The following is a 19,775-nucleotide window of genomic DNA, read 5'->3' as shown; positions in this document are numbered from 1 at the left end:
GGTGGAAATGGATGAATAAGTCAGCACTGAAGACCTTTGCAACAAGTGCCCGAAGAGAGCTATTGAAAAAAGTCGAAGCAAAAGCCATGAAAATTGGCATAGCCGAAGATAACATAAAAAAAGCCGATATTGAAAGCTCAGATGCCATCTTTATTGATGGCAGACAGCTTTCTAAAGAAGAAAAAATTCAACGAGACAGATTAATTGATCGCATTAACCGAATTGGATTCAACCAAGTAATGGATGAAGTTGCTTATACATGGTTCAACCGATTCACTGCCTTACGCTTTATGGAGGTAAATGACTATTTACCAACGAAAGTGAGAGTGCTATCTTCCATTAATGCAGAAAGTCCAGAACCAGATATGATGAAAGAAGCATTATCATTGGACTTGGATTTGGACAAGGAATTCGTTTATGAACTAAAAATGAATAATAATGCTGAGGAATTGTTTAAATATCTGATTATCAAACATTGTAATGACTTGAATCGTTATATGCCATTCATGTTTGAAACGATTGATGATTATAGAGAAATTCTATTTCCAGAAGGTCTTCTCGCAACTGACTCTTTTGTTCGGCAGATGACGGATATTGAGGCTATCCCTGAAGATAATTGGAATGAGATTGAAGTGATCGGGTGGCTTTATCAGTACTATATTGCGGAAGAAAAAGATCGAGTTTTTAAAGCAAAAAAGAAATATAAAGCTGAAGAAATTCCTTTTGCAACGCAGCTGTTCACGCCTGATTGGATTGTTCGTTATATGGTGCAAAATTCCCTTGGACGTTACTGGGTTGAGTCACATCCTGAACATTGGGAATTACAAAACGATTGGGAATTTTATTTAGAACATGAACAAGAAGATTTTCAAGCTAAAATTGCTCCTTATGTAAATAAAGAACTGAATGTAGAGGATATAAAATGCTTCGATCCCGCAATGGGAAGTGGGCATATTCTTGTGTATATGTTCGATGTCCTTTATGAAATCTATAGCAAATGTGGTTACATGGAACGAGAAATACCAAGACTTATTATTGAGAATAACCTGCGTGGACTTGACATAGATGACCGTGCATATCAATTAGCCTGTTTCTCGGTGGTCATGAAAGCACAGGAGTACAACAGAAAATTTCTAAGAAGCGTTCAGCGAGATGGACTAACTCTAAATCTAGCATCAATTCAGGAAACCAACGGATGGACAGACGATGATATAGCGTATATTGTTGGTGACGCTAGTGGGGAGAAATTTGATTCTGTAAAAAAATTTGTAGAGCAGTATGTAAATGGAAAAACATATGGTTCTCTTATTAGAGTGGAAAATACAGACACTGCTTTTTTGGAGAACAGATTAAAGGAAATAGAATCAAAGCCTGTTGAGGATTTATTTCAAGTAGAAAAACGAGAACGAGTATTGTCATTACTCCCGCAACTCATTAAACAAACAGGAATAATGGAGAAACAATATAGTGTGGTCATTTTGAATCCACCTTATATGGGATCAGCTAGTATGAACAGAGAGTTATCCAGTTTTCTAAAAAAGAATTATCCTAATTCTAAGTCTGATCTGTTCGCTGCATTTATGGAGATTGATCATTATATAAATGAAAATGGCTTTTATGCTGCTATTAATCAACATTCTTGGATGTTTTTATCGAGTTTCGAGAAATTAAGAAAAAATATCATTAGTAATAAATTTATCGATACAATGCTACACCTAGGCCCAAGAGCTTTTGAGGAAATAAGCGGAGAAGTTGTACAATCGACTACATTTGTTTTGAGGAATATAGAACCTTTTAAGGCAAACGGAACATATTTAAGATTGACTGAGGCGAAAAACGCAGCTGATAAAAGGGAAAAGGCAATTCAAGCTGCAAAAAACCTATTAGTTTCTTATCGTTATTCATTTAAGCAAGAAGACTACATAAAAGTCTCAGGAAATCCTATAGCTTATTGGGTGAGCGATCAAATCATAAAAAATTTTAACGAGAATGAACAGATTGGGGAAATAGGTCAATTTAAAAGTGGAATGTCTACTACTGACAATAAGAGATTTTTAAGATATTGGTATGAAGTGTCCATCGAAAAAGTTGGGTTTGGTTGCAAAAGCTATAATGAAGTTATGTCTCAAAATAAGAAGTGGGTCCCTTATAATAAAGGTGGAGGCTATAAAAAATGGTACGGTTATAATGAGTATTTAGTGAATTGGTACAATAATGGTGAAGAAATTAAATTAGCTGTGGTCTCTAACCCCTCCGACCCTAATACTAAGCATTGGTCAAGGCGAATTTTTAACCATGAATATTTTTTTAGTGAGGGGCTTACCTGGTCAACTTTAAGTTCAGGATTATTTTCAATGAGGTTTTTTCCTAATGGATTTATATTTGATTCAAAAGGAGCATGTGTATTCTTTAAGGAGGAAAATGAAAAATATTATAGTTTAGGATTATTAAATTCAAAAGTTGCCGAAACATTTTTATCAATCCTATCGCCTACGTTAGATTTTAACCCTGGTCAAGTTTCAAAAATACCTTATAAATACAACAACGATGTAAATATATTGGATATAGAAAAAATTGTAAAAGAAAATATTCTAATTTCGAAAAATGATTGGGATTCATATGAAATGTCATGGGATTTTTCACAACATCCTTTAATTAGGGAAAGAGGAGTATCGAAAATTAAAGACTCGTACAAAAAATGGGAAGGATTCATTGAAAACCAGTTCAACCAACTTAAAATGAATGAGGAAGAATTGAACCGGAAATTCATTGATATATATAACCTGTATGAAGACTTAACTCCAGAATTAAAAGATGAGGAAGTTACAATACAAAAAGCAGATTTGGTAAGGAATATAAAAAGTCTCATTTCTTATGCTATTGGATGTTCGTTTGGTCGATATTCGTTAGATGAAGAGGGCCTTGTTTATGCAGGTGGGGAGTTTGACTCTTCAAAATATAATACATTCCAAGTTGATAGGGATAACATTCTACCAATACTCCCTGGTGCTTATTTTGAAGATGACATTGTCTCAAGATTTGAAGATTTTGTTCAAGTAACATTCGGAAAAGAAACACTATCGGAAAATCTCGACTTTATTGCCGATGCACTTAGTAGAAAGAAAGGCGAAACGGCAAAAGAAACGCTTCGTCGCTATTTCTTAAATGATTTTTATAAAGATCATCTCAAGACTTATAGTAAGCGACCAATTTATTGGTTATTTTCTTCTGGGAAAGAAAAGGCATTTAACTGTCTGATTTACATGCACCGTTACGATAAAACGACATTGTCCCGTATTCGTACAGACTATTTGCATGATTACCAAATTCGCCTTGATGCTGAAAAGAATGACTTGCTCAATATCATTAATGGGGATTCTACAGTGAAAGAAATTAGCAATGCCAAGAAAGAACTAAAATCCCTTGAAAAAAAAATAGACGAATTGAAAGCATATGATGAATTATTACACCACATGGCTGATATGCAAATTGAAATTGATTTAGATGATGGAATTAAGGTGAATTATGAAAAGTTTAAGGGATTAGTAGCAAAAATATAATGCTTTAGGGAAGTGAGCCTTTGAGGTTTGCTTCTCTAGTACATAAATTAGTTTTGTTGGGCGGTAGTAGTAGTTAAATAAAGGGTGTGAATAGATGAAAGCTAGTGAAACAAATCTTCAAGATATTATAGAAGGTACAAAACAATACATTATACCGATGTTTCAACGTACATATAGCTGGGGTGAAAAACAGTGGAAACAGTTATGGGAAGATATGATTGATTTAATAGAAGACGATCAGAGCTCATCACATTTTATAGGTTCCATTGTGTCCATACCAGTTAATGCGAATACACATGGAGTACAACAGTTTTTGGTTATTGATGGTCAACAAAGAATGACTACGTTACTTATTTTACTTGCGGCTACAAGGGATACTGCAGAAAAGCAAGGGGAACAAAATTTAGCAGATGAGATACACCATACATTGTTGATGAATAGCTATAAATCAGGGGTGGAAAAATATAAATTCCTTCCAACCCAAGTAGATAAAGAACACTTTAAGAAATTTATCAATAAAGAATCTGTAGATGGTATAGAGAATTCATTAGTTGTTAAGGCATACCAGTTCTTCTTTAAGATAATTCAGGAAAAGTCAATAGATTTGTCTGTCTTAAAAGCTACGGTTACTGCGGATTTATCCATTGTTAGCATTGTTTTATCGCCTGACGATAATCCTTATCTCGTCTTTGAAAGTTTGAATGCTAAAGGGCAACCACTCACACAGACTGATTTAATTCGAAATTATTTATTTATGAGGATTCCTGCGGCAGACCAAGAAGATTATTATCTACGTTATTGGCTGCCTATGCAAGAAGAATTAGGTGAAAATCTGACTGAATTTATCCGGCACTTCTTGTTAGGCGTAAATATCAATGTAAAGAAAAACGATGTTTACGTAAAATTCAAAGAAAAAGTGGATAGCCAAGATGTAAAAGAGTTCTTAAAGATTATTGCAAGTTTTGCAGGATACTATGCTAGATTGCTTTATCCACAATTAGAAGACAATCATAATATCCGTAATATGCTGGAGAGAATCAGCGATTTTGAAGCAAAAACTGCCTATCCTTTCTTACTATATATCTACCAGGATTATAGAAAAGGTAAGTATGATGACAAACAATTTTGTGAAATTTTAACTATTGTTGAGAACTACTTAATTAGGCGTTACGTTTGTAACATAGATTCAAAATCGTTGAATAAAGTCTTTGCATCTTTATATAACCAAATTAGTACCCATGAAGCTAATGATTCTATTTCAGAACTAACTGGGTATCTACAAAATAGAGGATATCCGAAAAATCCTGAAGTGATATCATCTTTAAAAGAAAACCATTTTTATGGACAAGGGGATCGTAGGAAAAAAGGGGCTTTTATTTTAAAAGTGATTGAAGACTCGTATTCCCACAAAGAAAAGGCAGATTTATCGAAGGCTACAATTGAACATGTTATGCCACAGACATTGACTGAGAAGTGGCTGGAAGTGTTGGGTGACAACGCAGACTACGTTCACTCTGTCTATTTGCATACGTTAGGAAACTTAACACTATCTGCCTATAATACTGAACTATCAAACGAGCCATTTTCCGTGAAAAGAAGATATTATAAGGAAAGTAATATACGTTTGAATAAGGACCTTTCCAAATTTGAAAAATGGGATCAAAGTAGTATTGAGCAACGTGCAAATACGTTGATTGAAAAGTTTCTTGAAATCTGGCCTTATTTCGGAAAGCCGGAAAATGAAGTGAAAAAAATTACTGGAAGTTCACCAAGGCTTTTAATGATTAATCAGCAATCTCATCCAGTTAAATCTTGGCGAGAAGTAATGGAAAAAACAATTATGGCAATATTTGATGATGATATAAAAAGGTACCAAAAAGTCATGGAGAAGAACCCTGGATTTTTATCTGTAGATGGAAAAGAAATGAGATCACCCAAAAAATTAGGGAATGATCATTATATGGAGGCCAATCTTAATGCAAAAGGAATTTATAACTTTTGCATTAAGGCTTTTGAAGGTGCAGGTTACAACAAAGAAGACTGGCATGTTGAAATTGAGTTTAAATAGATCAACCAAGATACATCGGTCACTGCGATGTATCTTTCCACTATAATGATTGTAGAAAGTAGGTGAGGTTTTGAACATAAACCAAATAAAGTTTGCATTATCAGATATATTCAACGAACCATTAAAAGATGGTGAGCAGCGAAAGATTGTTTTTTGGGTAGATAAGGATAATGAATTCACTGAGGATATAGAACAGTTATCAATTGATGATGTGAAGATTCATACGCTAACAGATCGCAACCAATTCAAAACAAAATATCTACTTGAAGAAGAGGATTCCACGTCCTCCTACTTGATTTATACAAACATTGAACTAGGAGTGGAAGAAAACTGGTTAGCGGATACGGTATTTTACTCGAAGACATTCTACGCAGATCGTATTTCACTTATTCTAAGTGAGTTGAATATTGACCCGTCACTTCGGGCGGTAATTAAAAAGTATGAACGTTTCTTTAACAATAAAGAACGTTTTAGAAAATTCTCAGCATTAAATATTGAGTCCTATACCGAAGAAATAATAGAACTATCAATCATGTGTGTCCTATGTAACGTTAAAACACCAGATTTTGAAGCAGTGTTAAAATCTGTGTTAATGGAAACGCTGAATGACAGTGACAACAAATATTTAACTCTTCTTGAAAAATTCTTTGATATTGAAGTGTTCTGGACGTATGTAGAAAATCATTATGGTTATGAACGGGAAGAGAAAAATTTAAAAACATTAATAATCCATTTAATGGTTACTGCATTTAGCCAATCATTTGCTGAAGAGGATATATGGGATCTAGAAGTTTTTATTTCCAATCGGAACAAAACAAATGCGTTAGTATTTATCGACCATTGGATGCACCATAAGACAGATTACGTGGTGTTTGATGAATATGCAGAAATGGCTGAGCAGGAAATTCAGCTTGCTAATATCATCAATAATTTACCTGTTGATACATTTAAGCAAGCAGAGATTTTTCCGTATATAGACAAGGCAATCATCATTTATATTGCCAATAGCCTTGTCACACAGCTTGAAGATTATGAGGAATACACGAAGCTGATTAAACTGAGAAGAGCCAAGCATTACTATGAAAGATTCGCTTCTATTTATGAGGCTCTATACTATACAGTTAAAATGCAGGAATTTTATAAAGAACATAGCCAAGGCATTCCACAGGGACGAGCTATTGATTTGTATAAATCTTATGTAAAAGAATACCACCTTATGGATACATACTACCGTAAGTTTTATGTAGCATATGATGAAGAAAGTAACCATGATCTCTTGAAAAAGCTAAAGACACTTGTAGAAGATTTGTATACGAATTGGTATATGGGAGAGTTAAGCTCCCATTGGTCAAAAGCCGTTGAAAATGAGATGACACAAGATTGGTCGATGCCCGGTGTGACAAGTCAGCAAAATTTTTATTCCTCTAGTCTGGATTCTAAAGTTCGGAATGGAGATAGAGTTTTTGTCATTGTTTCGGATGCAATGCGTTATGAAATAGGTGTAGAACTAGCTAATCGCCTTAATACCGAGACAATGGGTGTGTGTGATATAGAAACGATGCTTGGTGTCATGCCTTCTATTACAAAGCTCGGGATGCCCTCACTTCTTCCACACAGAGATATTGACATAGATACGAATGGAAGGGCCTTTGTTGATGGAAAGGATTCTTCAGGACTCGGGAATCGGAAGAAGATTATTGAATCAAAAGTGACTGATAGCATTGCTGTTCATTTCCAAGATGTACTGGCAATGAATAAAGCTGGTCGAAGGGAAACGTTCAAAGGAAAAAAACTTATTTATATTTATCATGATACCATTGATGCAATGGGTGATAAGGCTTCAACAGAAGTCTACACATTTAATGCGGTAGAAACAGCCCTGGACCAATTATATGATCTTGTTAAAATTATTCGGGATGATTTAAGCGGGACGAATGTGTTGATAACTGCCGATCACGGATTTCTATACCAGCGTGATGCACTGGAAGAAAGTGATAAGATTGGACAAGATTCAAAGGATGCAATTGAAGTAAAACGCCGTTATATCCTGTCAAAGGAGCAACAAGATGTTTCCGGGCAGTTGGCTATAAACCTGTCATCTATCATTAAGAACGACCAACAGTTAACGGCATACGTTCCAAAATCTACATTACGATATAAAATGCAAGGTTCAGGCATTAACTTTGTCCATGGTGGTGCAAGTCTCCAAGAAGTGGTAGTTCCATTGTTGTCCTTTAGAAATAAGCGGACTGGACAAAAAGGTGCTAAGACGATTAAAAAAGTGGATATTGTAATTACGAATACAACCCGTAAGATTACGAATAGCATTTTTAATCTAGAGTTTTTCCAAACAGAAAGAGTGGAAAACAAATTTATTCCACGTACTGTTGTCATTTGCATGGCTGATGAGGACGGTAATATCCTGTCTAATGAAGAGACAATTATCGGGGATCGAACATTTGACAATCCAGCAGATCGTACCTTTAGACTACGGTTTGTATTGAAAAGCATCCCATATGACCGTAATAAAACGTATTACTTGGTAATAAAGGATACAGAAACCAGTGTTGTTGTGGAAAAGATTCCGTTTAACATAAATTTGGGGATTATTAGTGACTTTGACTTTTAAGAGGGAGGGGGACCGCGGATGGAAGAACAAATGAATGAAGAATTAACAGTGGATTTAGATAAAAAACTAAATGACGTATTTGCTGGAAGAGTTGTACGTAAAGATTTAACAAATCTTATTAAAGAAGGGGCTAATGTCCCTGTTTACGTCCTGGAATATCTTCTTGGCATGTATGCTGCAACTGATGATGAGGACAGTATTCATGAAGGAGTAGAACGGGTCAAGAAAATCCTTTCCGAAAACTTTGTACGTCCCGATGAGGCAGAGAAAATTAAATCACGCATTCGAGAACTCGGTCAGTACTCCGTCATAGATAAGGTAACAGTGGCATTAAATCCAAAGATTGATACTTATGAGGCGGAGTTCTCTAATCTTGGATTAAAGGGTGTTCCAGTTTCTCCTATGTATGTAAAGGAATTTGATAAGCTCCTTGTCGGCGGCATATGGTGCATGGTCAAAATTGATTATTACTATGATGAAGAGCTACGAAATGCTAATCCTTTTAATGTTAGCAGCTTGCAGCCAATTCAAATGCCAAATATGGATATTCATGAGGTATTTGAGGGAAGGAAGAGCTTTACAAAAGATGAATGGATTGATGTGTTGGTTCGTTCAACAGGGATGGAACCAACACAATTAGATGAACGAACAAAGTGGCATTTGTTGCTGCGTCTCGTTCCACTCGTAGAAAATAATTTTAATATGTGTGAACTTGGCCCAAGGGGCACTGGTAAATCCCATGTCTATAAAGAATTGTCGCCGAATTCGATTCTGGTTTCAGGTGGCCAAACAACGGTTGCTAATCTCTTCTATAACATGTCTACAAGAAAGATAGGGCTTGTAGGGATGTGGGATTGTGTCACTTTTGACGAGGTTGCGGGTATCCGTTTTAAAGATAAAGATGGGATCCAAATCATGAAGGACTATATGGCATCAGGTTCATTTGCAAGAGGTAAGGAAGAAAAGAATGCCTCTGCCTCCATGGTATTTGTGGGGAATGTGAATCAGAGCGTGGATACGTTAATTAAAACATCCCATTTATTTGCACCGTTCCCTGAAGAGATGGCTAATGATAGTGCATTCTTTGATCGTATGCACTATTATCTTCCTGGTTGGGAGATTCCAAAAATGCGTCCAGACCTTATCACAGAAAAATATGGATTCATTGTGGATTATATTGCAGAATTCTTCCGGGAGATGAGGAAGCGGACATTTAGTGATGCAATTAATCGCTATTTCAAGCTCGGAAACAATTTAAACCAACGTGATACGAATGCGGTAAGAAAAACTGTTTCTGGTATGTTAAAACTCCTTTATCCGCATGGCAAATTTACAAAGGAAGAAGTCACTGAAGTGTTGGAATATGCTCTTGAAGGCCGACGACGTGTGAAGGAACAGTTGAAGAAAATTGGTGGTATGGAATTCTACGATGTTATGTTTTCCTATATAGATAGGGAAAGCCTTGAGGAACATTACGTCTCAGTACCGGAACAAGGTGGAGGGAAATTGATTCCTGAAGGCATGGGGAAACCGGGGCATGTTTATGTTGCAGGGCACGGACATTCTGGGATGATTGGTGTTTATAAACTCGAAAATCAAGTGGTTAGTGGAACTGGAAAGTTTGATAAATCAGGCGTAGGCTCCAATCGTGAAGCTAAAGAAAGTCTAGATACAGCTTTTCGGTTCTTTACAGCCAATAGTAAGAGTGTAAGCAATACCATTAGTACGAAAACCAAGGACTACCTCATGCACATTAGTGATATACAAGGTATTGGGTTAACTGATGAACTAGCAATTGCTGAATTAATCGGACTTTGCTCAGGTGCATTAGGAAAGCCACCACAGGAAAGTTTGGTCATCATAGGTAATATGACTGTTGGTGGAACCATTTCTAAGGTAGAGGAATTTGCAAACATTTTACAAGTCTGTGTAGATGCAGGGGCCAGAAAAGTATTAATTCCAGCAACGTCAGTTATGGACTTGCAAACAGTCCCACCTGACTTATTGGTAAAAGTGCAGCCGGTGTTTTATTCTGATCCAATTGATGCAGTGTTTAAAGCATTAGGGGTCAGTTGATAAAAAGATAACATTTAAGTAATGAATCGGTTCCCCGGTCCTATTTCTTTTAGCCTATTATGAAATTCTTCTTAGGATGTAATGATTTTCTCCGTAATGAGGGCTGTTTTCCTTGTAAAAATTGATTAAATGCTTCATTCATGTACTTAAAGGAAGGATGAGGTCCTATGTAATAGAAGAACAAAACAATTATATGGGTGCAGCAATATGGTATTGAACCATAAGTTGATTTTACTCAATCTATTTTTCAGTAAATACTTGAACTCTTCACATTGCTTCTTTTGTTGCAATTAGGTGGTTGGTTTTCCTTATGGGGAAAGATTCCCTTGATATCAAAAGTGCTGTACACATAGTTGGGTGGTAGGTATTCGTTAAAACTTAATCTATTCTACAAAAATGCTTAAACCCTTTTGGCATTCTATTTGAAAGCTGGTATGTCAACACTACAAAAATTATAGGGGCTGTTGTTTGAATTCTATTGGTGTTATATAGTCTAAAGTTCCGTGAATTCGAATATTATTAAACCAATAAACTTAATCATCAAAATAAACTCATTTCACTCATATAAGAATCTGTTACCCCAACTTAATTAAATAAAAGAGTAGAGAAATAGAACTGTTAGCGAATTCTGTTTTCAATACCTTGAATTTAAACATCGCTTCAGCCACGGCATTATCATAAGGACTTCCTTTCATGCTCAGCTATCTTTGGATGCCAAATGTCTCCAGTGCTTCGGAAATAAGCTTATTATCAAACTCTTTACCAAGATCTGTATGGAACATTCTGCACGTCGTAAGTTACCTTTAATGCACGGTAACGTCTGATAGACTAACTCTGCATTCTTATTAGAACCAGCACTACGGCCAATGATTTCACGGTTAAAAAGTTCGACAAATAAGCATACGTAATGACGTTTTTTAATTCGACTTTTATCAACTCTTCATTACAGATTATGTGGCTTATATGGGCTACAGTATAGTTAAATACAAGCCTAAGTTTATTCATTAATCGGCCAATTCGATGCCGTGATATGTGTTTTGGCTGTGGTAATCTACTTAATTCTTTCTTAATTTTGCGCGTGCCTTTCAGCTTTCTTTACAAATTCGGGAGATCTTCTGGGAAAGCTCTTTATCTTCCAATTTAAGCAGTCGTCGGTCGTGCAAATTGGCATTATAGTAATAAGTACTTTTGGGAATCAGGAGGGCTTCACGCATTGCTGATACCGAATAGTTGTGAGCGTTATTTCGAATCACATCTATTTTGTCCCATGATCAGCACTGCTTTCTTTAAAATATCATTTTCCATCATGAGACGTTGATTTCCTTGAGTAACTTAGCTAGTTCATTCTCTTCTTCAGAACGATTATCCTCGGGGGCAAATGAACCTGTTTCTTGATGATTTTTAATCCATCGGTCTAATGCAGAAGGCGTGATATCATACTCTCTCGCAATGTCTGCACGAGATTTTCCATTTTCATAAAGCTTCACTAATTGCAGTTTAAATTCGTGTGTAAAAGTTCGACGTTGACGGGTCATCGTAGTCACGCTCCCTTAAGTTATTGTCTAAGTTTACAAACCCTTATTTTATCTGTCCAACTTAATGTAGCCTATCCATTGCAACTATGACAGAGTGGTAGATATTTTGAGTAGGGATGACTAATGTATTGATACCTGTTTGGGGAGATGAGGGTATTGCTTTTAATGGATGGCTGCTAATGGGGGATAAAAGAAAATATGCTAATAAAGTCTAAACTGAAAATGTTAGTGTTTCTCACCTTCATTATAGAAATCAATATTATGAGCGTTGCTATATATAAGCGTGCAATGTGAGAAGTTATTGCCTCTTGATTCATTTCTGGCTTAAAAGCCTTATATTTAAGGGATGATTAGTCGGAATATAAGCTATACACCTTTATTAGCCATACACACTATAGTATAATAGCACCATCTTACAAGTGAAAAATGGGTGAAATTGATGAAAGATAAACTACAAGTACTAAGTGATCGGCTAAATGATATAAGCAGAAGCAATCGTTCGATTCGACTGCTGAAACTGTATAATAAATGGACATTTGACTTAAGTGAGCTAACTAGAATAGATAAAAATCCAATGGAATTATTACTAGCTTTAACAGATAACAAATCAAAACTCTTTGCAAAAGAAAATTCGAGTAATCAAGCAGAATTATCTCTGTCACGAAAATTAACCACTTTATATCGTAATATACGCTCGATTGAAGAGGAAACTGGGCTCTATGATCTTTATCTAGGCTACCCTATGATGGAAGGGGCATTGTCTGATGGCACCTATGTTAGAGCTCCATTATTTTTATATCCAGTCCGTTTGGAAAGGAAAAAGAGAAGTAGTGTTGAATGGCATGTTGAACCTTTAAGTGATCAATCACCGCAATTGAATCGCACGTTGTTTTTAGCATTACAAAAATTTAGCAATATACATATGCCAGAATCTTTATTTGATGAAGCAGAAACAAATGCTAAATCCATTAATATAGTAGAGTGGAGCAACTGGTTAGCTACACATGATTTTACGGTAGCTGCAAATACCACGGAGCAATTACAAATAGTTGAAGAGTACACAAAAGAAGAGATCCCGACCTTTAACAAAGGGTCTTTCCGATTAAATCAACAGGCTGTTATTGGTCATTTCCCTCAAGGCAATTCAGCTATTTTACGTGATTATGAAAAATTTATCGAGTTGCTGGAACAAGGAGAAGAAGATCTAGGTTTAGTATCAGAACTTCTTGATATTAATGTCCAAGGAACTAACGAAGATGTAGACAATCTACCCTCTAAACAAGAACAATCCTATCAAGATAAATTAGCTCAAGAAAAGAATAAATATTACGTACTTGATACGGATGCATCTCAGGAAAAATTACTGGATGCACTCAATCAAGAAAAGGGAATGGTTGTGCATGGCCCACCAGGAACAGGAAAATCACAAGTAATTGTTAATATGATTTCTAATGCAATGGCCAAAGGACAACGAGTTATGCTTGTTACACAGAAGCGGGCAGCATTAGATGTCGTTTACCAACGTTTAGATACACTTAATCTCTCATCGAATATAGCATTATTACACGATGAGAAGAATGATCGAAAAAACTTTTACCAGAAATTGAATTTACAGTTGAACAGAAGCCATTCCTATCAAGACTTACAGTGGGAATTCGAACAATTGTCTGAGAAAATTATCAATACAGAAGATAAATTAGATCAAATAGCGCAAGCACTATTTGAAGTGCAACCACACGGCTTTAGAGCATATGACTTATTTGGTTTTAGCAAAACATCTAAAGAACAAGATAAAATGATTTCGTTAGAAAATATATTAGAAGGTTTGAATAAGCATAATCTAACCGATATCTTACGAAAAGTAAGTACATATGGCAATTATTATGGAACGTTTGGGGGTGATAACCCACTTCACGATAGAAAACCTTTTACGGATCTGGAATTAAAAGATCGAATTAAAATCATCGGAATATTGGATAAGGCCATTAACGAATCGGAGCAAAGTATCAAACACATAGATCATTTTAATGATGAAGATATTACTCCAGCTTATAGCCTTCAAATTGATAAAAAGCTTGAAAAAATATATGAAGATTTGAAATCAGAGGATAAAAAAACGCTGCAGAAACTGCGATTATGGCTATGGACAACCTTCACTGGTAAAACCATTATTGAGGACTTATTAGATGGTGAAAAATTCAGCGGGTTATCATCAAAAGAGTGGCCCAAGTTAAAAGAGAGTTTAACGGTACTATATGACTTATCTCAAGCAACTGAAGGATTATTCGAACAGTTAGAATCTATAGAACCGTATTTTAAAGTTGTTTCTATTAAAACTCTAAAAAAACGTATATCAAAAGGTGACATTCCTTTAGAAACGTTAAAAAAGAAACAAGCCTATATAAAGGAATACTTTGATGAATTACGTGAAATGGACCGCTTATATGATGAAAGTGCAAAAGAAGTGCAGAAGATTATTGATCGATTAATTGAACGGAATTTGTCAGATGCCGATAACTTAGCTGAAGAATGGGCAGAAGTAGCTAAACAATCTGCTTATATTCACTGGATAGATAAAATAGAAAGAAAATATCCAGAGATAGCTATGATTGGTACAGGTAATTTTCAACGGTTAACAGAAGAGTTAAAGGAACTACTAACAAAAAAACAAACTTTGACCATCAATTTACTACAAAATCAAATGCTTCAAAAGGTAGAAGAAGTAAAAGCAAATAATCCGAAAGCTGTAAAAGACATGGTCTATCAAACGGGTAAAAAACGCCAGCTTTGGCCAGTTCGTCGTTTAGTAAATGAATTTGCTTTAAAAGGGTTACTGGATGTAATCCCTGTGTGGTTAGTATCACCAGAGATAGCTTCAGCCATTTTCCCGTTAGAAGAAAAAATCTTTGATCTGGTGATTTTTGATGAAGCTTCCCAATGTACCGTAGAAAACGGAATGCCGTCTATTTACAGGGGAAATAAAGTGGTAGTAGCGGGGGATGAGCAACAATTACCACCTTCTTCTTTATTTAAAGGAGAAGTTGAAGCGGATGAAGATGATGAACAGGAAGAATTTGAAGAATCACAGAGCTTACTTAATTTAGCTAAACGTATATTACCAAGTAGTTTATTGGAATGGCATTACCGATCAAAATCTGAAGAATTGATTAATTTTTCGAACCACGCTTTTTATAATGGACATATGCAAATAGCACCAAACGTCAATCATCTTCAAGACCCAGCAGCAATTCAATGGCACAAATCTAATGGCCGATGGATCAATCAACAAAATACTGTTGAAGCTGAGGATGTTGTAGAACTACTAAAGCAAAAATTAATTGAAGATGTATCGAAAACGATTGGGATTATTACCTTTAATGCGAAACAACAAACGGCAATTGAGAATGCGATTGATCGACATAGTGAAATAGATCCTGAATTTGGAGTAATTTATGAACAGGTAATGAGTAGGGATTTAGACGAAAGAATCTTTGTAAAAAACATTGAAAATGTGCAAGGTGATGAACGAGACATCATAATTTTCTCCATTGCCTATGCGAAAAATAAAGAAGGAAAAGTCTATAATCGCTTTGGTACACTTGGAATGGAAGGCGGAGAAAACCGTTTAAATGTTGCCGTAACACGTGCCAAACAAGAAATTCATTTAGTGTCCAGTATCGACCCCCATGAATTGAATGTTACTGGCTCCAAAAATATAGGACCGAGATTATTAAAATCATATATGGAATATGCTCAGGCTGTTTCCAACCTGAATAAGGATAAAGTAGAAGCATCGTTAACAAACCTAAGTGGCGAGATAAATACGACTAAACAAGAAGGTCACTTACAATTTGATTCGCCGTTTGAAGAAGAAGTATACGAAAAACTAACTGAAATTGGTTACACTGTTGATACACAAGTAGGTATGTCTGGTTATCGTATTGATTTAGCTATAGTAGATCCAAACGATCCGAGTAAGTATGTATTAGGAATAGAATGTGATGGCGCAATGTACCATAGTTCACCTGTAGCAAGAGAACGTGATATTTACCGACAACGATTTTTGGAGCAAAAGGGCTGGGAAATAGATCGTATTTGGAGTCGTAATTGGTGGAAAGATCCTTATGGGGAAATTGAGCGTATTGATCAAATGGTGAAGAAATTGAGTCAACAGTAATTGTATTAAATAACACAGGTGATTTTTAATAATCTAATTATGTTGAAGGGAGAGGTAGTACGCATACCTTCTCTTCTATAGTACAACTAATTTTATGAGGAGGCTTTTTTATGGTTTCAGTAACAAATAGTGTGAAACAAGTGAAACTTACCAAGAGGTGCATTCGACAGGTAAGATAGAGAAATTATTAGAATGGCGGGCTAAAAAGATGGAAATAAGTTCAAAATTGAAAGTGATTAATTCTCAAGATATAAGACATGAAGTACATATTTCTGGTGTGCCAATCTCATCATTCAAATTAAAAAAGAATAAATACATATTGAAGGTTAAGAAACAATATACAAACCAAAGAGTGGTTGTTAAAGTTATGCTAGATATCTCCTTAATTCAGAAAGGGGAAAACTTTACTGAAGGTCTTCTTGCTATTAAATTTAATGGTAATAACGTCAATATTTATATAGAGAAGCACGGTGCAGCCAAAAGTTTCAAAAAAAGGTTGGGGAAATACCATATAGCCTATATGCCAATTAATGATGAAACAGTCTCTCTTAAAATAAAGGGAGATTTTAAACAAGCTTTTTATAAAAACGTAATACTAAGGCGTATAAACAATATGAGAAATAAAGAAGAACGAGTAAAGCAAAACAAAGAAATTAACACTGCTAATGAAATACGCAAAAAGGATTTTCTTTATTCAGATAAGTTTCCTTACACCTATTCCCCCAATAGTGATGGAAAAAGATCAAGAAGGGAAGTCTTTGGAGGAGCATTTTCAGGCAGCTCAAGGTCAGGGGGTAAACGTAATCGTAAGTAAAATAGATTTATTAGAGGAAATTTATTAGTAAATAATAATAAGGAGAGAGATTTCATGGAAGAAGTAATAGCGTATGACAAGCAGCTATTTGTGCCTATGGATTTGTTTAATTTGGTGCGATGTGGCACGATGTGTCATGGAGCCATGATCAAAAAATGCCTATTTTTAAAATCACCCCGAGAAGTAATTAGACAAAATTAGCTTTTTATTTACCTCTAGCACTATTGTCCTAATTGGTAAGTAACCGTATACAATCGGAAATACCCTATGATAATATAATATTACGAAAATTATAACAAAAATTATAAACAAAGATTCAAGAAGGATAGACAGCGTCAGGGGGTTACTTTATGCAAGAAAAGGTAGTGAGCAAAGAGGTAGAATCATTTTCCGATAAGCAAGAACCAACAAAATGGAAACTTATCGGCCCTGGACTTATCGTAGCAGCCACTGGAGTAGGGGCTGGTGATTTAGCGACAGCATTGGTTTCTGGAGCGGAGTATGGTCTCGCCTTTTTATGGGCTATTGTATTAGGAGTTATTGTGAAGTTTGCCATTGGGGAAGGTGTGGGGCGTTACACACTAGCAAGTGGGAATACAATACTCGAGGGCTGGCGAGGCATTGGAAAATGGACTACAGGGTACTTCGGCATTTATTCGGTTATCTGGGGATTTGTATATGGAGCTGCCGGAACAGCATCCTGTGCATTAGCTGCATATGCTCTCTTTCCACAAATTAGTTTAACGTGGTGGGCTGTTATTAATGGGATTATTTGTTATGCGTTAGTTCTTACTGGAAAGTATGGCTCCTTTGAAAAGGTCATTACAGCACTAGTTGCGGTCATGTTTATCACCGTTATTGGTTCCATGATTTTCGTATTACCTGATCTACTTCCACACTTAAATACAATTGTACCAGTCATGAATGATGACACCATCATCTATTCACTAGGATTAATTGGCGGTGTTGGTGGATCGATTACCATGGCAAGTTATGGTTATTGGCTAAAAGAAAAAAATTGGTCGGAAAAACGCCATATAAAAATTATGCGCTGGGATTCCTTAAGTGCGTACATTATAACAAGTATTTTTGCTCTGGGAATTATGGTTCTTGGAACAGCAATTATTTTTGGCACGGGAGATATCATTAGTGGAGAAGAGGCACTTGTCGTTTTTTCAAGTAGGCTAGGGGAAGTGCTAAGTCCTACCGCTCAATATTTCTTCCTAATTGGATTCTGGGCTGCTTCCTTTACGTCCATTTTGGGAGTGTGGAATGGTGTTTCCTATCTGTTTGCTGATTTCATCCGAACCACTCGACATACAGGAGTGAAACAAGATGATATTAGCAAAACAAAGTCCTATAAGTTTTATCTTTTTTGGTTAACTTTCCCACCGATAGTATTACATCTTTTCGGTAAACCTGTTGCCTTAATCATCCTTTATGGATTTCTAGGTGCACTCTTTATGCCGTTTTTAGCTATAACACTTATTTATCTCTTAAATTCTAGGCAAATTGACAAACCGTTTAGAAGTGGCAAACTTTCAAATATTGTTCTTTCGCTTAGTGCATTATTATTTACTGTCCTAACTTGTATCAAACTGTACGACATAATTGGAGGGCTCTTTTAGATAGAAAATATATACGGATAGGCCTTAGTGAAAGATGGGAATTTTAGGAGGTATTTTCATGTATGAACACAAATTTGTGAAAGTTAAGTTATCTAGTTTCAAATCCGCTCCTGAAGAAGATTACCATGCAGTTGTTTATGAACACGAAAAGGAAGGGTGGGAGTTAGTTCAAATTTTTGCACCAGGAATAAAAAGCTATGGCATGCCACCCTTCTTTGAACTAATATTTAAACGAAAGAAGGACTAAAAAGAGGGAAGTGGAATTGAAAGACTGGGATTGCCATTATTGTCGAGAAGGTCTTAATAAAGGAAAGGATCTTCCGTAGTGTTGATGCAGATCACGCTCTTATAAGCTTTTCTTTACTTATTCGTCTTTGAAGCAATAGAGAGACCTTTGTCCCACCCTCTTATTGTTAACTGATAAAATTGACAATAGGTGGATGGAGCAACCACCAATTACGGTAAATAGAAATAAACTGAACTCGAAAGATTAAACTGGCAAAATCTAATTGGCGCATATCTCAAGGCCTTTAATATCAGAAAATGTATGTTAAAGGTCTTTTGATTATGGCGTTTATGCAAGTAAATCTAGCAGTAGCAATACCTAAGAAAACACAGTAATCTGTATTAATACATAGATACATAATAAAAGGATATGCATTAATTCTTCTCTAATTAACGCACCCTTCTGTTCAATAAGTTATTCGTTTTGGTAGCAAGTCTCATATTCGTCTTTCATTAACAAACTTTTACAAGCTAAACCATTTTCATGGTAAATTTCTTTACCGATTTCTAATTCGATACTTCTATTTGAATTTGAATAATTAGGGTTGTCATTTAGTATGTTAAGTGTATCTTCGTCAAGCCATTCTAAAGAAATATTGCTTTTTGCATCACTATAATAAACAGTTTGCATTTTATTTTTCCCATTGTTGTTTGTAATTTCCACCATTAGATTAACACCGCCTGCTGCACCACCATATAAATCATAATAAGCATTAGCCGTGTATGCTCCAGTGGGTGATATTAATGGTCCAGGACCTTTTTGAGTCGATTCGCTATCAATCTCGCTAAACGTAAAAAAGTACGTTTCATATAGATAGATTGAAGAAACCAGAATAACTCCAGACAACGTTGCAATCAGTAATCTTTTAGGAAAAGGTTTCTTTTTAATTAAAGAAACGATTATTCTTGTACATAAAATCAAAACTAATATAACGGTAATAAAAGATAGTAAGAGTCCAAATAAAATTAAAATCATAATCCCCCCATTCTAAGTTCAATAACT

9 protein-coding genes and 1 pseudogene are annotated in these 19,775 nt (G+C 35.5%); 8 read left to right on the top strand and 2 right to left on the bottom strand.

Annotated elements, in window-relative coordinates; translation table 11 throughout:
• Positions 1-11: 11 nt before the first annotated feature.
• From pglX to brxL, 4 genes are all read left to right on the top strand, one after another.
• On the top strand, positions 12-3,560 hold the full coding sequence (gene pglX / locus AC6CHS_RS14900; RefSeq protein WP_498237262.1) for a BREX-1 system adenine-specific DNA-methyltransferase PglX: 3,549 nt from the start codon (positions 12-14) through the stop codon (positions 3,558-3,560).
• A 94-nt stretch (positions 3,561-3,654) separates the two neighbouring features.
• A complete protein-coding gene (locus AC6CHS_RS14895; RefSeq protein ID WP_498237261.1) occupies positions 3,655-5,628 on the top strand; it encodes a DUF262 domain-containing protein in 1,974 nt (657 codons plus the stop codon).
• A 70-nt stretch (positions 5,629-5,698) separates the two neighbouring features.
• Positions 5,699-8,257 (top strand): BREX-1 system phosphatase PglZ type A, encoded by a 2,559-nt coding sequence (pglZ, locus tag AC6CHS_RS14890; RefSeq protein WP_498237259.1) that lies wholly within the window; start codon positions 5,699-5,701, stop codon positions 8,255-8,257.
• An 18-nt stretch (positions 8,258-8,275) separates the two neighbouring features.
• Entirely contained in the window at positions 8,276-10,333 is a 2,058-nt protein-coding gene (brxL, locus tag AC6CHS_RS14885) for a protease Lon-related BREX system protein BrxL (protein ID WP_498237257.1), read from the top strand.
• 452 nt (positions 10,334-10,785) lie between these two features.
• On the opposite strand, the pseudogene AC6CHS_RS14880 reads toward brxL, so the two are convergent.
• Positions 10,786-11,868, bottom strand: a pseudogene (locus AC6CHS_RS14880) (transposase).
• A gap of 430 nt (positions 11,869-12,298) precedes the next feature.
• Between AC6CHS_RS14880 and AC6CHS_RS14875 the strand changes: the two are divergent.
• The 4 genes from AC6CHS_RS14875 to AC6CHS_RS14860 all read left to right on the top strand — a co-directional run bounded on the left by AC6CHS_RS14875 (position 12,299) and on the right by AC6CHS_RS14860 (position 18,734).
• Positions 12,299-16,045: a PDDEXK-like endonuclease domain-containing protein gene (locus tag AC6CHS_RS14875; RefSeq protein ID WP_498237255.1), complete on the top strand. Its 3,747-nt coding sequence runs from the start codon at positions 12,299-12,301 to the stop codon at positions 16,043-16,045.
• 157 nt (positions 16,046-16,202) lie between these two features.
• Positions 16,203-16,859, top strand: coding sequence for a hypothetical protein (locus tag AC6CHS_RS14870; protein ID WP_498237253.1), 657 nt, complete (start codon positions 16,203-16,205; stop codon positions 16,857-16,859).
• 350 nt (positions 16,860-17,209) lie between these two features.
• A complete protein-coding gene (locus AC6CHS_RS14865; protein WP_498237251.1) occupies positions 17,210-18,487 on the top strand; it encodes an Nramp family divalent metal transporter in 1,278 nt (425 codons plus the stop codon).
• A 58-nt stretch (positions 18,488-18,545) separates the two neighbouring features.
• Entirely contained in the window at positions 18,546-18,734 is a 189-nt protein-coding gene (locus AC6CHS_RS14860; RefSeq protein WP_498237249.1) for a DUF4177 domain-containing protein, read from the top strand.
• A 453-nt stretch (positions 18,735-19,187) separates the two neighbouring features.
• Here AC6CHS_RS14860 and AC6CHS_RS14855 read toward each other — a convergent pair whose 3' ends face one another.
• A complete protein-coding gene (locus tag AC6CHS_RS14855) occupies positions 19,188-19,748 on the bottom strand; it encodes a DUF5412 family protein (protein ID WP_498237247.1) in 561 nt (186 codons plus the stop codon).
• Positions 19,749-19,775 lie beyond the last annotated feature (27 nt).

It is taken from the genome of Oceanobacillus sp. GQ8 (assembly GCF_059758495.1).
Note: the sequence above shows the minus strand (reverse complement) of the source record. Positions and strands in the feature narration are given on the sequence as shown.